Below are 16,435 nucleotides of genomic sequence, written 5' to 3' on the forward strand. Positions count from 1 at the left end.
AACAGTATGTTTAAACAGCTTCAGGATATGGCCCTGTTTGCGCTGGTGGCGGAGATGGGCAGCTTTACTGCCGCCGCGCGTAAAGCGGGTTTACCGAAGTCCAGCGTCAGCCAGCGCGTGAGCCAGCTTGAGCAGCAGGTGGGAATTCGGTTGCTTAATCGCACCACGCGCAAGCTCAACCTGACGTTTGCGGGCGAGCACTATCTGGTGCATTGCCGTGAGATGCTGGCGGCGAGTGAACGCGCGGAATACGCCATTCAGCGCCTGCGTGATAATCCCAGCGGGCGACTGCGCATTACCTGTCCTGCGGGGATTGGAGCAACGCTGCTGGCGCATCTGAACGCTGATTTTCAGAGGCGTTATCCTGATGTGTCGCTTGAAGTCTGTATTTCTGACGATCTGCTTGATCTGGTCGAGTCAGGTTTTGACGTAGCTCTGCGCACCGGTAAGCCGCAAGATTCGTCATTGATTGGCCGCATGATTGGCCACTGTCCGCGCTATATGCTCGCGTCACCTGACTATCTGGCACGCTGTGAGCCGCTGGAACACCCGCGCCAGCTTGTTGAGCATCGTTGCATCACTCACAAAGCCTGGCCGGAGTGGCTGCTGCGCCGGGAAAGCGAAGACTATCGCCATTTGCCGGATAATACCCATATCAGCGATAACCTGGTGTATGCCCGAGAAAGCGCCATCGCGGGGGCGGGGATTACGCTGTTACCGGCTTTTTTGCTGGAAAATAAACGCGAGAATGGCGCGCTGGTGCAGGTGTTACCGGACTGGAACGTTGAGGGCAATGAGCTGTGGCTGGCATATCCGAGCCGCAAGCTGAACTCTCCCGCGCTGATGAGCTATGTGGATTTTGCGATGCAGTATGACGAGGTTAAACGGTTTTATGTGAGTGGGTGAGTGTCGTTGCGGTCTGATGCCCTCACCCCGGCCCTCTCCCACGGGGAGAGGGAGAACAGACTAAAAACGGCAACCGAAGTTGCCGTTTTGTTTTTACTTGGAGATACGTTTGTACTTGATACGCTTCGGCTCCAGCGCGTCTGCGCCCAGCGTGCGTTTCTTGTACTCTTCGTATTCGGTGAAGTTACCTTCGAAGAACTCCACTTTACCTTCATCCTGATAGTCCAGAATGTGGGTCGCTACGCGGTCAAGGAACCAACGGTCGTGCGAGATAACCATTGCACACCCCGGGAACTCCAGCATGGCGTTTTCCAACGCACGCAGGGTTTCGATGTCCAGGTCGTTGGTCGGTTCATCGAGCAGCAACACGTTACCGCCAACCTGCAGCAGCTTCGCCAGATGCAGACGACCACGCTCACCACCGGACAGTTCGCCGACGCGTTTACCCTGATCCACACCCTTGAAGTTGAAGCGGCCAACGTAGGCGCGGCTTGGCATCTCGGTGTTGCCGATACGCATGATATCTTGCCCGCCGGAGACTTCTTCCCAGACGGTTTTGCTGTTATCCATTGAATCACGGAACTGATCAACGGAGGCCAGTTTCACGGTCTCGCCAAGCGTAATCGTGCCGCTGTCAGGCTGTTCCTGACCGGACATCATGCGGAACAGCGTTGATTTACCCGCGCCGTTCGGGCCGATGATCCCGACAATTGCGCCTTTTGGCACGGAGAAGCTCAGGTCGTCAATCAGCAGGCGATCGCCGTAGGATTTACGCAGGTTGTTCACTTCAACGACTTTATCGCCCAGACGTGCTCCAGGTGGGATAAACAGTTCGTTGGTTTCGTTACGTTTCTGGTATTCGGAACTGTTCAGTTCTTCAAAGCGAGCCAGACGGGCTTTACCCTTAGACTGACGGCCTTTTGCACCCTGACGAACCCACTCCAGCTCTTTCTCAATCGACTTACGACGAGCCGCTTCCTGAGAAGCTTCCTGCGCCAGGCGCTGATCTTTCTGCTCCAGCCAGGAGGAGTAGTTGCCTTCCCACGGAATTCCTTCACCGCGGTCAAGCTCCAGAATCCAGCCTGCTACGTTATCGAGGAAGTAACGGTCGTGGGTGATTGCCACGACGGTGCCTTCGAAGTCGTGCAGGAAGCGCTCAAGCCACGCCACGGATTCCGCATCCAGGTGGTTGGTTGGTTCGTCGAGCAGCAGCATGTCTGGCTTTTCCAGCAGCAGACGGCACAGCGCGACGCGGCGGCGTTCACCACCGGAGAGTTTTTCAACTTTCGCGTCCCAGTCCGGCAGACGCAGGGCATCGGCCGCACGCTCCAGCTGTACGTTCAGGTTGTGACCGTCGTGCGCCTGGATAATTTCTTCAAATTTACCCTGTTGCGCCGCGAGCTTGTCGAAATCAGCGTCTGGCTCAGCGTACTTCGCGTACACCTCATCCAGACCTTTCAGCGCGTTAACCACTTCAGAAACGGCTTCTTCGATGGATTCACGTACCGTGTGTTCCGGGTTTAGCTTCGGTTCCTGCGGCAGATAACCGATTTTAAGACCAGGCTGTGGGCGAGCTTCACCTTCGATATCGGTATCGATGCCCGCCATGATGCGCAGCAGGGTGGACTTACCGGCACCGTTGAGACCCAGAACACCGATTTTTGCGCCCGGGAAGAAGCTCAGCGAGATATTTTTCAGAATATGACGTTTCGGCGGAACAACTTTGCCGACACGATGCATGGTATAAACGAATTGAGCCACGTGGACTTCGCCTCTTTTATAGTAGAGAAAATAGAATTCAGCTGCGAAGTGTAGCCTTTTTCAGTGGCTAATCCCAGCCAGGAACTCCGGGAGTGTTAAAACGCGCAAGAAAGGTAAAAAAGTGTCCGCAGCGTGGCGCGTTGTGGTACTCCTGGTTAGCATAAGTGAATGACATTTTTGACGTGGCAAGACGCTACAACTGAAATCAACAATATGAAGGAGAGCTTGTGGAAAAAGCCAAACAGGTGGTCTGGCGTCTGCTGGCTGCCAGCGTGTGCGTGCTGACGATAAGCAACGCCGCGCGAGCTGATTCACTGGATGAACAACGTAACCGCTATGCACAAATCAAGCAGGCGTGGGACAGCAAACAGATGGATACCGTGCAGGCCTTGATGCCCACGCTGAAAGATTATCCTCTGTACCCGTATCTTGAGTATCGTCAAATCACTGACGATCTGATGAACCAGCCGACGGTCACCGTCGCGAATTTTATTCAGGCAAATCCAACGCTGCCGCCCGCCCGCACGCTGCAATCACGTTTTGTGAACGAGCTGGCGCGACGTGAAGACTGGCGCGGTTTGCTGGCGTTCAGCCCGGATAAACCGGGAACGACGGAAGCGCAGTGTAATTATTACTACGCCAAGTGGAATACCGGCCAGGCCGAAGAGGCGTGGAACGGTGCGAAAGAGCTGTGGCTGTCGGGTAAGAGTCAGCCGAATGCCTGTGATTCACTGTTTGGCGCATGGCGCGCGTCCGGTAAACAGGATCCGCTGGCCTATCTTGAGCGCATCCGTTTGGCGATGAAAGCGGGCAATACGCGCCTGGTCACCACGCTCGCGGGGCAAATGCCGTCCGACTATCAAACCATTTCTACCGCCGTGATCCAGCTGGCGAACGATCCCAATTCTGTCATGACGTTTGCCCGTTCAACGGGAGCGACCGATTTTACCCGTCAGATGGCCGCTGTGGCCTTTGGCAGCGTGGCGCGCAATGACGTTGAAAATGCCCGGTTGATGATCCCGCAACTGATGCAGGTGCAGCAGCTAAATGACGATCAAACCCAGGAGCTGCGCGATATCGTGGCGTGGCGTTTGATGGGGACGGACGTCACCGATGAGCAAGCGCGCTGGCGTGACGACGCAATTATGCGCTCAAATTCCACTTCGCTGGTGGAACGTCGGGTGCGTATGGCACTGGGCACAGGCGATCGCCGCGGCTTAAATACCTGGCTATCACGTCTGCCGATGGATGCGAAAGAGAAAGACGAATGGCGCTACTGGCAGGCTGATTTGCTGATGGAACGCGGCCGCGAAGGTGAAGCGAAGGAGATCCTCCATTCTCTGATGCAGCAGCGCGGTTTCTATCCGATGGCAGCGGCGCAGCGACTGGGCGAAGAGTATCAGCTTAAAATCGACAAAGCGCCTGCGAACGCCAGCCCGGCACTGGTTCAAGGACCGGAAATGGCGCGTGTGCGCGAGCTGATGTACTGGAATATGGATAACACCGCGCGCAGCGAATGGGCCAATCTGGTCACCAGCCGCACGACGGATGAAAAGGCCCAGCTCGCACGCTATGCCTTTGATAATCGATGGTGGGATCTGAGCGTCCAGGCGACGATCGCCGGTAAGCTGTGGGATCATCTTGAAGAGCGTTTCCCGCTGGCCTATAAAGATCTGTTCGATCGTTACACCAGCGGAAAAGACATTCCGAAGAGTTATGCGATGGCGATTGCCCGTCAGGAGAGCGCCTGGAATCCAAAAGTACGCTCTCCGGTGGGGGCCAGCGGCCTGATGCAAATCATGCCCGGCACCGCGACACACACGGTGAAGATGTTTAACATTCCAGGCTACAGCAGCCCTTCACAGCTGTTGGAGCCGGAGACCAACATCAATATCGGTACTAGCTATTTGCAGTACGTTTATCAGCAGTTTGGTGAGAATCGCATTTTCGCCTCGGCAGCGTATAACGCTGGGCCTGGACGCGTGCGCACCTGGCTGGGTAACAGTGCCGGACGCATTGACGCCGTGGCGTTTGTCGAGAGCATTCCGTTCTCTGAAACGCGCGGCTATGTGAAAAATGTGATGGCGTATGACGCCTACTACCGCTACTTCATGGGGCAGAAAGATACTCTGATGAGCGATGCGGAGTGGCAGCGACGTTACTGATTGGCGTGGGTTGTGTTATGCTGTACTCGTCAAAGAGTACAATGGAAAAACGGCGGCATAACATGACCCAGAATTCCCCTTATTCATCGGCGATGGCCGAACAGCGTAATCAGGAGTGGCTTCGCTTTGTGGAGCTGCTTCGCCAGTCCTATGAACAGGATCTGCACTTACCCCTGATGCAGCTGATGCTCACGCCCGATGAACGTGAAGCGTTGGGCACGCGGGTGCGCATTATTGAAGAATTACTACGCGGTGAGATGAGCCAGCGCGAGTTGAAAACCGAGCTGGGCGCGGGCATTGCGACAATCACCCGCGGGTCTAACAGCCTGAAATCTGCACCGGTTGAACTGCGTCAATGGCTGGAATCAGTACTGCTGGGCGTTCAGCGATAAATCGCGTTGTGAAACGGACTTAACGCCAGAATAACAGCCTGATGGTACACGCTTGAACGCGTCAGTGCGCCAGCGGTAAACACGCCGATGGCTCCTTCTTTGCGGCCAATTTCATCAATGCCGGTGTAGCGTGACATCACCGGGCCGAGGGCTTCTCCTGCCCGTACTTTTTCCAGAATGATGGCGGGCAACGGCAGCGTTGCGGAACGGGCTTCTCCACGCTGCTCGCGGTTTTCAATCACTACCCAGCTAAACGTTGCGCCTTCGTCAATTCCCGCTTCAATCGCCACCCAAAAATCGGCTTCAGGGCGCAGCGCTTTTGCATTGATAACGCGATTTCGTGCGCCAGCCCGCGTTTCCTCACTGCCAAACGGCTGTTCAGGGACACCGCTCTCGACGGCGACAGCATCGATATGGCAGGATCCTTCGCCGAAGATCTCCTCAAATGCTCTTAGAATTGCCTGAATTTTGGCAGGATTGGTGGTAGCGGAGACAACCTGGTGCATAATTAAGCTCAGTTTAAAAAAAATTCATCGCAGTATAACGGAAAAATAGCATGTTACAGGTTTACCTTGTTCGCCACGGTGAAACGCAGTGGAACGCCGAGCGACGTATTCAAGGGCAGTCAGACAGTCCTCTCACCGCCAAAGGTGAGCAACAAGCGCGGCAAGTGGCGGAACGTGCCAGAACACTGGGCATCACGCACATCATTGCCAGCGATCTCGGTCGTACCCAGCAAACGGCACGCATTATTGCCGACGCTTGTGGCTGCGACATCATTCTCGACCCGCGTCTGCGCGAACTCGACATGGGCGTGCTGGAAAAGCGCCATGTTGATTCTTTGACTGACGAGGAAGAGGGCTGGCGTCGTACGCTGGTGAACGGTACGGAAGATGGCCGCATTCCTGATGGTGAATCCATGCAGGAGCTGAGCGTACGCGTGCAGGCGGCTCTGGCGGATTGCCTGAAGTTGCCGGAAGGCAGTCGTCCGCTGCTGGTGAGTCACGGTATTGCGCTGGGTTGCCTGGTCAGTACGATTCTTGGATTGCCAGCCTATGCGGAGCGCCGTTTGCGTCTGCGCAACTGTTCTATTTCCCGCATCGACTATCAGGAAAGCCCATGGCTTGCGTCTGGTTGGGTGGTGGAAATGGCAGGGGACATCTCGCATCTGGACGCCCCTGCGCTGGATGAGCTACAGCGCTAGCGGCGAATCGGAACCAGATATTCCATACGCAGATCGATTGGGCGTTCTTCCGGCTTCACATCGCTGGCCGGAAAGTAACGCTCAATGTCCTGACCTTTACGGCGGTTCAGATTCAGCATTGGCATGCAGGTTCCGTAAACGGTCAGGATGAATTCCTGAACGCCGGTGCCCAGTCCTTCATAGGTGAACATCACGTAGTCACCGCCTTCGATCACTACCGGTTTCGATCCCTGAATATAGCCATTGGCCATTTCTGGGGTGAGTGCGGTGGTGTAAAACACTTCCTGTTCGTCGTCTTTTTCCAGGCTTGGATGCGTCTGGTTCAGACCATACAGCAGCGGTGGAATGGCCGGTGCATGACTCAGGAAATCGCGCCAGAACTGCACTCGCATCTGATGACGGAATTCGGAAATCTGCTCCAGCGAACAGGTGTAGCTTTGCGTTGTGCCGATCAGGTGCGTTTCTGGCAGGGTGATAAACTCGTGCTTCGGCATGGCGAATTCACCCAGACGCAGCGGCGGACGCATGCCGAACGAGCTCCAGTCGGGCGAGCGGCGATAGAGCGCAGGCGTCAACGAGAACTGTTTTTTAAAGGCGCGGGTGAACGTTTGCTGCGAGTCAAAACGGTATTGCAGGGCAATATCCAGAATCGGACGTGCCGTCAGGCGCAGAGCGACGGCAGATTTTGACAGTCGACGCGCGCGAATGTAGGCACCGATAGCATGACCGGTGACATCTTTGAACATCCTTTGCAGATGCCACTTGGAATAGCCTGCTTTTGCCGCCACATTATCCAGTGACAATGGCTGGTCCAGATGACCTTCCAGCCAGGTAAGCAGATCGCGAATAATTCCAGCCTGATCCATATACTATCCTCATCCTTAAAACAGCAGGTGCCTGATAACAGGGTAGCGGATAATAGCATTTTTTGATGTTTTAGCATTCAGTGTTTTTTTTGCGCATTCATGCTTTTTGCCGCACATTATCGGGATGAATTTTATAATCCTGTGATCTTGCTAGGTTTTTATCTGGATTATTGAATAATCGCTTAATGCAATTTTAAAGAATGGTAACAATATGAAATACAAGACATTGATCTTCACCGCGCTGATGGTATTAGTCGGGCGCACCGCGCTCGCAGAAGAAGTTGGCTCCGTTGACACCGTATTTAAAGTGTTTGGCCCGGACCATAAAATTGTCGTCGAAGCGTTTGACGATCCCGACGTCAAGAACGTCACGTGCTACATCAGTCGCGCCAAAACGGGCGGCATTAAAGGTGGGCTTGGTCTGGCCGAAGATACGGCTGATGCGGCGATTTCCTGCCAGCAGGTGGGGCCGGTGGAATTAAGCGACAAAATCAAAAACGGTAAAGCGCAGGGCGATGTCGTGTTCCAGAAACGCACCTCTCTGGTGTTCAAAAAACTCCAGGTCGTGCGTTTTTACGATCCGAAGCGCAATACGTTAGCCTATCTGGCGTACTCGGATAAAGTGGTCGAAGGATCGCCGAAAAACGCGCTGAGCGCAGTACCGATTATGCCGTGGCGTTAATGCAGGGAATCACGATGCAGCAACCGTTGATTTGGCTGGTTGAAGATGAAAGTAGCATTGCCGAGACGCTCATTTACATGCTTTCTCAGGAAGGATTCGCCGTGAAAGCCTTTGAGCGTGGGCTTCCGGCGCTGGATGAAGCGCGCCGGCAGGCTCCGGCGCTGGCCATTCTTGACGTGGGGCTGCCGGATATCAGCGGTTTTGAGCTGTGTCGTCAGCTTCTGGCGCAGCATCCCTCGCTGCCGGTGCTGTTTCTCACGGCCCGGAGTGATGAAGTGGATAAACTGCTGGGCCTGGAAATGGGGGCGGATGACTACGTCGCTAAACCCTTTTCGCCCCGCGAAGTGTGCGCACGTGTCAGAACCATTCTACGACGAATGCAAAAGTCCGCTGCGCCTTTTGACATCGTCCGTATTGGTCAATTTGAACTTAACGAGCCTGCGGCGCACATCAGCTGGTGCGGTCACGCTTTGCCGCTCACACGGTATGAGTTTTTACTGCTGAAAACCCTTCTGAACGCGCCTGGCCGCGTTTTTTCTCGCCAGCAGTTGATGGACAAAGTGTGGGGCGATGAGGGCGATAGTTTTGATCGTACGGTCGATACCCATATCAAAACCCTGCGTGCCAAGCTGCGCGCCGTCAATGCCGAACTTTCACCCATCAGTACCCACCGCGGAATGGGCTACAGCCTGGGATTATACTGATGCGCATCGGTATGCGGTTGTTATTGGGCTATTTCCTGATTGTGGCGATTGCGGCATGGTTTGTGCTGTCGATATTTGTCCAGGAAGTGAAGCCAGGCGTGCGCAGGGCAACGGAAGGCACGTTGATTGATACTGCCACTCTTCTGGCACAGGTCGGGCGTGACGATTTGCTGTCAGGCTCTGCACATAATGGCCGACTGGCGCAGGCTTTCTCGCAGCTTCATCAGCGTCCGTTTCGCGCCAACATTGGCGGCATCCATAAAGTGCGCAACGAATATCATGTTTACATGACGGACGCCCAGGGCAGGGTGGTGTTCGATTCGTCCGGCAAAGCGCTCGGCGAAGATTATTCGCGCTGGAACGATGTCTGGCTTACGCTGCGTGGCGACTATGGTGCGCGTAGCACGCAAATTGACCCTGACGATCCGCAAAGCACCGTGATGTACGTCGCCGCACCGATTATCGACCACGGAAAGATTATCGGCGTGTTGTCGGTGGGCAAGCCAAACAGCGCGATGGCGCCGGTTATTCATCGCAGTGAGCGCCGCATTTTATGGGCTGGCGCGGCGCTACTGAGTATCGCTCTGCTGATTGGGCTGGTGGTAGCGTGGTGGATAAATCGCTCAATCAGTTCGCTGTCGCGCTATGCCGATTCGGTGACGACGGATACTCCACTGCCGTTGCCCGATCCGGGTAGTAGCGAATTGCGTAAGCTCGCACAGGCGCTGGAAAACATGCGCATTCGCCTCGAAGGCAAAAATTATATTGAACACTACGTTCACGCGCTGACCCACGAACTGAAAAGCCCGCTGGCGGCCATTCGCGGTTCGGCTGAAATCCTGGCAGAACAGCCACCGCCGCAGGTGGCCGCGCGTTTTGTCGATAATATTCTGGTGCAAAATGCACGCATGCAGTCGCTTGTTGAGAAGCTTCTCGAGCAGGCGCGGCTGGAGAATCGCGTGGAGATCACGCCGAGCCATGTGGATATCGATGCCCTGTTTACACGTTTGAGAGCGGCGCGCGCGGCGTTACTCGCCGCCAAAAATATCACCCTGACCGTGAAAAATTCTTTAACGGCAGTCGAAGGCGACGAGGATTTACTCGAACAGGCGCTCGGTAATCTGCTGGACAATGCGCTCGATTTTACGCCCGAAGGGGGACGCATTGAGCTTGCCGCCCGTGAGGTGCACAAAAAATTGCAGCTGAGCGTAACCGATAGCGGCAGCGGTATTCCTGAGTACGCACATACCCGCATCTTTGAGCGCTTTTATTCGCTCCCGCGTGAAAATGGGCTGAAAAGCAGCGGTCTGGGTCTGGCCTTCGTTCAGGAAGTTGCCCGTCTGCACCACGGCGATATTCAGCTTCGTAACCGCGAAGAAGGCGGTGTCGAGGCGTTACTGACACTTCACCGTCCCTTCACATAACTTCAAACTGACCGCACATAGCCTCGTTATTCTCCTTTTATCACAAAGGAGAAGGTCATGAAAAAATCCCCCCTGTTCTGGAAAGTCAGCACCCTCATTGGGTGCATCCTGCTATTACTCGTTCCGTTGTTTATGGTGAGTAACCTGATTTCGGAGCGCGCCAGCTATCGCGACGACGTGGAAGATACGCTACGGCAAAGCACCAGCGGGCCGCAGCAGCTTACCGGGCCGCTTATCGCCATCCCGGTAACCGAGATTTACTACAAAATTGAGGATAAAAAAGAGGTCGAACATAAGCGCAGTTATCTGCATTTTGTGCTGCCGGAATCCCTGGTCATCGACGGAAATCAGCAGGTGCAATCCAGGAGCATCGGTATCTATGACGGACAAATCTGGACCACCGATCTCAAACTCAAAGCGCAATTTAATACTGAAAAGCTGACGCGCTTAAAAGGCGAAACGATCACCCTTGGACAGCCATTTATTGTGGTCGGTGTGGGCGATGCGCGCGGGATCGGCGCGGTAAGTATCTCGAAAATCAACGGCGAAGCGCTAACTGTTGAACCCGGTTCTGGTGTTTCGGGCGAATTGCCGGGCATTCATATTCCGCTGAATGAAAATCACCTCGCGATGAAGACCCTTGCGCTGGACATGTCGCTGAGCCTTAACGGGACGGGCAGTTTTTCCGTCGTCCCGGTCGGGCGTAACAGCGAGCTAACGCTACGCAGTAACTGGCCGCATCCCGGTTTTATGGGTGATTACTTACCGGTTCAGCGCGAAATTAGCGCATCGGGTTTCCAGGCGCAGTGGAAAAGCAGCTGGTTTGCTAACAATCTTGAGAGCCTGTTTGGCGATCAAATTCAGCCTGAGTGGCGACATGTTCCAGCTTTTAGCGTGACCGTGGCGACGCCTGCCGACCAGTATCAACTGACCGACCGCGCCATCAAGTATGCCATTTTGCTGATCGCCCTGACGTTTATGGCGTTCTTTATCTACGAGACCTTAACCCATCTTCGTCTTCACCCAATGCAGTACCTGCTGGTTGGGCTGTCGCTGGTGCTGTTTTATCTGGTTTTGCTGGCGCTGTCAGAACACGTTGGATTCACGCCCGCCTGGATTATCGCAAGCCTGGTCGGCGCAATGATGAATGGGGTGTATTTGCAAGCGGTGCTTGAAGGCTGGAAGCGCAGTGCGGTGTTTATCCTGGCACTGTTAGGGCTTGATGCGGTGGTGTGGTTCTTGCTGCGCTCGGAAGACAGTGCGCTGCTGTTGGGGTCGGCCGTACTGGCGATTGCATTGTTTGCGGTGATGTATCTAACGCGTCACTTTGACTGGTATTCGCTTTCACAGTCAAAACGTAATCCACCAGACGGTGGCTCGCTTAAAGACACGGATGATGCGGCTTTACGGATCTGGAAATAAAAAAACGGCGCGTTAAGCGCCGTTTTTTACTGCGTTGACTGCGGGATTATTCCTGCAGATCGCCGCAGAAACGGTAACCTTCGCCATGGATCGTGGCGATGATTTCTGGCGTATCCGGCGTGGATTCGAAATGTTTACGAATACGACGGATAGTCACATCAACAGTACGGTCGTGCGGCTTCAGCTCACGGCCGGTCATTTTCTTCAGCAGTTCTGCGCGGGACTGAATCTTGCCCGGATTTTCGCAGAAGTGCAGCATGGCGCGGAATTCACTGCGCGGCAGCTTATACTGTTCACCGTTCGGGCTAACCAGCGAACGGCTATTAATATCAAGTTCCCAGCCGTTGAATTTGTAGCTGTCGACGCTACGGCGCTCTTCGCTCACCGTACCCAGATTCATGGTACGGGAAAGCAGATTGCGTGCACGAATGGTCAACTCACGCGGGTTGAATGGCTTGGTGATGTAGTCATCAGCGCCGATTTCCAGACCGAGGATTTTATCAACTTCATTGTCACGGCCCGTCAGGAACATTAACGCCACATTCGCCTGTTCACGCAGTTCGCGTGCCAGAAGAAGGCCGTTTTTACCTGGCAGGTTGATGTCCATGATGACCAGATTGATGTCATTTTCAGACAGGATCTGATGCATCTCTGCGCCGTCGGTCGCTTCAAAGACATCGTAGCCTTCTGCTTCGAAAATGCTCTTTAACGTGTTGCGTGTTACCAACTCGTCTTCAACGATAAGAATGTGCGGGGTCTGCATGTTTGCTACCTAAATTGCCAACTAAATCGAAACAGGAAGTACAAAAGTCCCTGACCTGCCTGATGCATGTCACAAATTAACATGACCGGCGTAACGTGACTAAAGTACGTAATTGCGTTCTTGATGCACTTTCCATCAACGTCAACAACATCATTAGCTTGGTCGTGGGTAGTTTCCCTCTGGACCCGACAGTGTCAAAAACGGCTGTCATCCTAACCATTTTAACAGCAACATAACAGGCTAAGTGACACCGGACACCCAATAAAACTACGCTTCGTTGACATATATCAAGTTCAATTGTAGCACGTTAACAGTTTGATGAAATCATCGTATCCTATTGCTAGCCTTTGTCACAAATTTTCAATAAACCAATTAGTTGCAGGTATTGATTAATAAACAACGCGAATCCAATTCGAAAAAGCTATCAATACAGGTATTATCATTAATAAACATACGGATAAGCAATATCTGTTAACATTTTTACCAATAATTCACCCACTGAACAGTTTAACGTTTTTAATTTATAGTGAAACGTTATTTCGGTGATTTGTGTTGCAATTTTGTAAATTCGTGCCGCGTAATATGTTGAGGTGGATCACACTTTCACCCGCTAACTGGTTAATAAGAGAACATAAATGCACTTGTCGATAGTGCTGGTTTCCCCAGCAAGAGCAGAGAATATTGGCGCCGCCGCGCGCGCGATGAAGACGATGGGATTCAACGATTTGCGGATCGTGGCGAGCGAAGCACACCTTGAGCCTGCCACGCGCTGGGTGGCGCACGGATCGGGTGAAATTATCGATAATATAACCACTTACGCGACGCTTGCCGACGCGTTGCATGATATTTCATTCACCGTCGCGACGACCGCGCGCAGCCGGGCAAAATTTCATTACTACGCCACGCCCGCTGAACTGGTGCCGATGTTAACGGAAAAAAGCGAATGGATATCGAAAGCGGCACTGGTTTTTGGCCGTGAGGATTCGGGCCTCACAAACGAAGAACTGGAGCTCGCCGATGTTCTGACCGGCGTGCCGATGGTGGCGGATTACCCGTCGCTCAATTTGGGCCAGGCGGTGATGGTCTATTGCTATCAATTAGCATCTTTAATGCAAATTGCCGCGCCTGCGTCGAGCAGCGTTGACGAAAACCAACTGCGTGCGTTACGTGTTCGCGCAGACGCGCTTCTGTCGCGACTGAATGTCGCGGACGATCAAAAAATGGTGGAGTGGTTACACCAGCGGTTAGGGCGTCTTGAGCAGCGAGACACCGCCATGCTGCACCGATTGCTTCATGATATTGAAAAAAAATTGGCAGAGTAAAATTCTAACATTTTAATTTAATATGGTTTATGAGTCGGATTATAAGGGTTTTAGCTGGTCTTATCTGGATGAAAATAAACGGCAAGCAGCGTGACTGAGAAGATGCGTAAATTGTGATCAAATTAGAAATTTATTGACTTAGGATACCGAATCCCTTAACCCTTAGGGATACAGGACAGACAGATAATAACGACAGAGAACACAACATCCATGAATCGCGTTAGCACCACCACCATTACAACAACCATCATCATTACCACAGGTAACGATGCGGGCTGACGCGTAACAGGAAAAACAGAAAAAAGCCCGCACCTAAACAGTGCGGGCTTTTTTTTCGGCTAAAGATTATGAGGTAATACCATGCGAGTCTTGAAGTTCGGCGGTACATCAGTGGCAAATGCAGAACGTTTTCTGCGTGTTGCCGATATCCTGGAAAGCAACGCCAGGCAGGGGCAGGTCGCAACCGTGCTTTCTGCCCCGGCGAAAATCACCAACCATCTGGTGGCGATGATTGAAAAAACCATCGGTGGTCAGGATGCCCTTCCGAACATCAGCGACGCCGAACGAATTTTTACCGAACTGCTTCAGGGGCTTGCTGATTTGCAGCCAGGTTTCCCACTCGCACCGTTAAAAGCATTTGTTGAGCAAGAATTCGCTCAAATTAAACATGTTCTGCACGGTATCAGCCTGCTCGGCCAGTGTCCGGACAGTATCAATGCTGCGCTGATTTGCCGTGGCGAAAAGCTCTCTATCGCCATCATGGCTGGCCTCCTCGAAGCGCGCGGTCACAAGGTGGCGGTGATTGATCCGGTCGAAAAATTGCTGGCCGTTGGACATTACCTCGAATCTACCGTGGACATTGCCGAATCCACGCGCCGCATTGCCGCCAGCAAAATCCCTGCGGATCACATGATTTTAATGGCGGGCTTTACCGCCGGTAACGAGAAAGGCGAGCTGGTGGTACTGGGCCGTAACGGTTCTGACTATTCAGCCGCCGTGCTGGCTGCCTGTCTGCGCGCCGATTGTTGCGAGATCTGGACTGACGTCGACGGCGTCTATACCTGCGATCCGCGTCAGGTGCCGGACGCAAGGCTGCTGAAATCAATGTCGTATCAGGAAGCGATGGAACTGTCGTATTTCGGCGCTAAAGTGCTCCATCCTCGTACCATTTCTCCCATCGCTCAATTCCAGATCCCGTGCTTAATCAAAAATACCGGTAATCCGCAAGCGCCCGGTACGCTGATTGGCGCCAGTCATGACGAAGACGATTTGCCCGTCAAAGGCATCTCTAACCTCAATAACATGGCGATGTTCAGCGTTTCCGGACCGGGCATGAAAGGCATGGTCGGCATGGCGGCGCGCGTATTTGCTGCGATGTCACGCAACGGCATTTCGGTGGTGCTGATCACCCAGTCCTCTTCCGAATACAGCATCAGCTTCTGCGTGCCGCAGGCGGATTGCCTGCGTGCCCGCCGTGCCCTGGAAGAGGAGTTCTATCTGGAACTGAAAGAAGAACTTCTGGAGCCGCTGTCGATTCAGGAACGTCTGGCAATCATCTCCGTGGTAGGCGACGGCATGCGCACTCTGCGCGGTATTTCCGCCAAGTTCTTTGCTGCGCTGGCTCGCGCCAATATCAATATTGTGGCCATTGCGCAGGGCTCTTCCGAGCGTTCGATTTCGGTGGTGGTGAGTAACGACGACGCTACCACTGGCGTGCGCGTTACCCATCAGATGTTGTTCAACACCGATCAGGTTATCGAAGTGTTTGTGATCGGTGTGGGCGGCGTGGGTGGTGCGTTACTGGAACAAATTAAGCGCCAGCAGGGTTGGCTGAAGAAAAAACATATCGATCTGCGCGTGTGCGGCTTGGCGAACTCAAAAGCGCTGCTCACCAACGTTCACGGGCTGAATCTGGAGAGCTGGCAGGCAGAGCTGGCAGAAGCCAAAGAGCCGTTCAATCTGGGTCGTCTGATTCGTCTGGTGAAAGAGTATCACCTGCTTAACCCAGTGATTGTCGATTGTACTTCTCATCAGGCGGTGGCCGATCAATACGCTGATTTCCTGCGCGAAGGCTTCCATGTGGTGACGCCGAACAAAAAGGCCAACACCTCGTCGATGGATTATTACCATCAGCTGCGCACCGCTGCCAGCAAATCGCGCCGCAAGTTCTTATATGATACCAACGTGGGTGCGGGTTTACCGGTCATCGAGAACCTGCAAAACCTGCTGAATGCGGGTGATGAACTGCAGCGTTTCTCCGGCATTCTCTCTGGCTCGCTGTCGTTTATCTTCGGCAAGCTGGATGAAGGCATGAGCCTGTCAGAAGCGACCCGCACCGCGCGCGAGTTAGGTTATACCGAACCTGACCCGCGTGACGATCTGTCCGGTATGGACGTGGCGCGCAAGCTGCTGATCCTCGCGCGTGAAACCGGGCGCGAGCTGGAGCTTTCTGACATCGTTATCGAACCCGTGCTGCCAGCAGGATTTGATGACAGCGGCGATGTCGCGTCATTTATGGGCCGTTTGTCGCAGCTTGACGATGACTTTGCCGCTCGCGTAGCGAAAGCCCGTGATGAAGGCAAAGTATTGCGCTATGTTGGCAATATTGAAGACGACGGCGTGTGCCGCGTAAAAATTGCTGAAGTGGACGGTAACGATCCGCTATTCAAAGTCAAAAATGGCGAAAACGCACTCGCGTTTTACAGCCACTATTATCAGCCATTGCCGCTTGTGCTTCGCGGTTACGGCGCAGGGAACGATGTCACTGCAGCGGGCGTGTTTGCCGATCTGCTCCGTACCCTGTCATGGAAGTTAGGAGTTTAAC

General features: G+C 53.6%; 16 protein-coding genes and 1 other annotated feature. Of the genes, 12 read left to right on the forward strand and 4 right to left on the reverse strand.

Annotated features, from left to right (window positions below):
• Positions 1-6: 6 nt before the first annotated feature.
• Positions 7-906 carry a LysR family transcriptional regulator gene (locus tag I6L74_RS11465; RefSeq protein WP_059180191.1) on the forward strand — a complete coding sequence of 300 codons (900 nt, stop codon included), beginning with the start codon at positions 7-9 and terminating at the stop codon, positions 904-906.
• Between the two features lie 93 nt (positions 907-999).
• Here I6L74_RS11465 and ettA read toward each other — a convergent pair whose 3' ends face one another.
• Positions 1,000-2,667, reverse strand: a complete 1,668-nt coding sequence (gene ettA / locus I6L74_RS11470) for an energy-dependent translational throttle protein EttA (RefSeq protein ID WP_012015962.1) — start codon at positions 2,665-2,667, stop codon at positions 1,000-1,002.
• 227 nt (positions 2,668-2,894) lie between these two features.
• On the opposite strand from ettA, the gene sltY reads away from it, so the two are divergent.
• A complete protein-coding gene (sltY, locus tag I6L74_RS11475; RefSeq protein ID WP_059180190.1) occupies positions 2,895-4,832 on the forward strand; it encodes a murein transglycosylase in 1,938 nt (645 codons plus the stop codon).
• Between the two features lie 62 nt (positions 4,833-4,894).
• A complete protein-coding gene (gene trpR / locus I6L74_RS11480; RefSeq protein ID WP_059180189.1) occupies positions 4,895-5,224 on the forward strand; it encodes a trp operon repressor in 330 nt (109 codons plus the stop codon).
• Here trpR and yjjX read toward each other — a convergent pair.
• Positions 5,215-5,730, reverse strand: a complete 516-nt coding sequence (gene yjjX / locus I6L74_RS11485) for an inosine/xanthosine triphosphatase (RefSeq protein ID WP_059180188.1) — start codon at positions 5,728-5,730, stop codon at positions 5,215-5,217. The genes trpR and yjjX overlap by 10 nt on opposite strands.
• Before the next feature lie 50 nt (positions 5,731-5,780).
• On the opposite strand from yjjX, the gene gpmB reads away from it, so the two are divergent.
• The gene (gene gpmB / locus I6L74_RS11490; RefSeq protein WP_012015966.1) at positions 5,781-6,428 is read left to right on the forward strand and encodes a 2,3-diphosphoglycerate-dependent phosphoglycerate mutase GpmB; all 648 of its coding nucleotides are present in this window, start codon (positions 5,781-5,783) and stop codon (positions 6,426-6,428) included.
• On the opposite strand, the gene robA is transcribed toward gpmB, so the two are convergent.
• On the reverse strand, positions 6,425-7,294 hold the full coding sequence (gene robA, locus I6L74_RS11495) for an MDR efflux pump AcrAB transcriptional activator RobA (protein WP_059180187.1): 870 nt from the start codon (positions 7,292-7,294) through the stop codon (positions 6,425-6,427). The genes gpmB and robA overlap by 4 nt on opposite strands.
• Before the next feature lie 211 nt (positions 7,295-7,505).
• Here robA and creA point away from each other — a divergent pair, with 211 nt between their 5' ends.
• From creA to creD, 4 genes are read left to right on the forward strand one after another with little or no spacing between them, the layout of a single operon-like run.
• A complete protein-coding gene (creA, locus tag I6L74_RS11500) occupies positions 7,506-7,976 on the forward strand; it encodes a protein CreA (protein WP_059180186.1) in 471 nt (156 codons plus the stop codon).
• Between the two features lie 14 nt (positions 7,977-7,990).
• Positions 7,991-8,680: a two-component system response regulator CreB gene (creB, locus tag I6L74_RS11505; RefSeq protein ID WP_059180185.1), complete on the forward strand. Its 690-nt coding sequence runs from the start codon at positions 7,991-7,993 to the stop codon at positions 8,678-8,680.
• Positions 8,680-10,104, forward strand: a complete 1,425-nt coding sequence (creC, locus tag I6L74_RS11510) for a two-component system sensor histidine kinase CreC (protein WP_059180184.1) — start codon at positions 8,680-8,682, stop codon at positions 10,102-10,104. The genes creB and creC overlap by 1 nt, the downstream gene beginning before the upstream one ends.
• Positions 10,105-10,161: 57 nt before the next feature.
• Complete coding sequence (gene creD, locus I6L74_RS11515) at positions 10,162-11,526, forward strand: cell envelope integrity protein CreD (RefSeq protein ID WP_059180183.1); 1,365 nt, start codon at positions 10,162-10,164, stop codon at positions 11,524-11,526.
• A gap of 46 nt (positions 11,527-11,572) precedes the next feature.
• On the opposite strand, the gene arcA is transcribed toward creD, so the two are convergent.
• The gene (arcA, locus tag I6L74_RS11520) at positions 11,573-12,289 is read right to left on the reverse strand and encodes a two-component system response regulator ArcA (RefSeq protein ID WP_006174002.1); all 717 of its coding nucleotides are present in this window, start codon (positions 12,287-12,289) and stop codon (positions 11,573-11,575) included.
• 95 nt (positions 12,290-12,384) lie between these two features.
• Between arcA and yjjY the strand changes: the two genes are divergently transcribed.
• The 4 genes from yjjY (at position 12,385) to thrA (ending at position 16,434) form a co-directional block, all read left to right on the forward strand.
• Positions 12,385-12,525 (forward strand): YjjY family protein, encoded by a 141-nt coding sequence (gene yjjY, locus I6L74_RS11525; protein ID WP_042998021.1) that lies wholly within the window; start codon positions 12,385-12,387, stop codon positions 12,523-12,525.
• 399 nt (positions 12,526-12,924) lie between these two features.
• Positions 12,925-13,611, forward strand: coding sequence for a tRNA/rRNA methyltransferase (locus I6L74_RS11530; RefSeq protein ID WP_059180182.1), 687 nt, complete (start codon positions 12,925-12,927; stop codon positions 13,609-13,611).
• A 210-nt stretch (positions 13,612-13,821) separates the two neighbouring features.
• Positions 13,822-13,890, forward strand: a complete 69-nt coding sequence (thrL, locus tag I6L74_RS11535) for a thr operon leader peptide (RefSeq protein WP_107704209.1) — start codon at positions 13,822-13,824, stop codon at positions 13,888-13,890.
• Positions 13,829-13,947 (forward strand) — a sequence feature (Thr leader region). Its footprint overlaps the gene before it by 62 nt.
• Positions 13,948-13,971: 24 nt before the next feature.
• Complete coding sequence (gene thrA, locus I6L74_RS11540) at positions 13,972-16,434, forward strand: bifunctional aspartate kinase/homoserine dehydrogenase I (RefSeq protein ID WP_059180181.1); 2,463 nt, start codon at positions 13,972-13,974, stop codon at positions 16,432-16,434.
• The last annotated feature ends 1 nt before the right edge of the window (position 16,435 follow it).

The organism is Lelliottia amnigena, assembly GCF_019047465.1.
GTDB lineage: Bacteria > Pseudomonadota > Gammaproteobacteria > Enterobacterales > Enterobacteriaceae > Enterobacter > Enterobacter amnigenus.

Bases quoted from the DNA above. Each gene is read 5' to 3' on its own strand.
- I6L74_RS11465 (WP_059180191.1), top strand. From the start codon at position 7: ATGTTTAAACAGCTTCAGGATATGGCCCTGTTTGCGCTGGTGGCGGAG.
- trpR (WP_059180189.1), top strand. From the start codon at position 4,895: ATGACCCAGAATTCCCCTTATTCATCGGCGATGGCCGAACAGCGTAAT.
- yjjX (WP_059180188.1), bottom strand. From the start codon at position 5,730: ATGCACCAGGTTGTCTCCGCTACCACCAATCCTGCCAAAATTCAGGCA.
- gpmB (WP_012015966.1), top strand. From the start codon at position 5,781: ATGTTACAGGTTTACCTTGTTCGCCACGGTGAAACGCAGTGGAACGCC.
- robA (WP_059180187.1), bottom strand. From the start codon at position 7,294: ATGGATCAGGCTGGAATTATTCGCGATCTGCTTACCTGGCTGGAAGGT.
- creA (WP_059180186.1), top strand. From the start codon at position 7,506: ATGAAATACAAGACATTGATCTTCACCGCGCTGATGGTATTAGTCGGG.
- creB (WP_059180185.1), top strand. From the start codon at position 7,991: ATGCAGCAACCGTTGATTTGGCTGGTTGAAGATGAAAGTAGCATTGCC.
- creC (WP_059180184.1), top strand. From the start codon at position 8,680: ATGCGCATCGGTATGCGGTTGTTATTGGGCTATTTCCTGATTGTGGCG.
- creD (WP_059180183.1), top strand. From the start codon at position 10,162: ATGAAAAAATCCCCCCTGTTCTGGAAAGTCAGCACCCTCATTGGGTGC.
- arcA (WP_006174002.1), bottom strand. From the start codon at position 12,289: ATGCAGACCCCGCACATTCTTATCGTTGAAGACGAGTTGGTAACACGC.
- I6L74_RS11530 (WP_059180182.1), top strand. From the start codon at position 12,925: ATGCACTTGTCGATAGTGCTGGTTTCCCCAGCAAGAGCAGAGAATATT.
- thrA (WP_059180181.1), top strand. From the start codon at position 13,972: ATGCGAGTCTTGAAGTTCGGCGGTACATCAGTGGCAAATGCAGAACGT.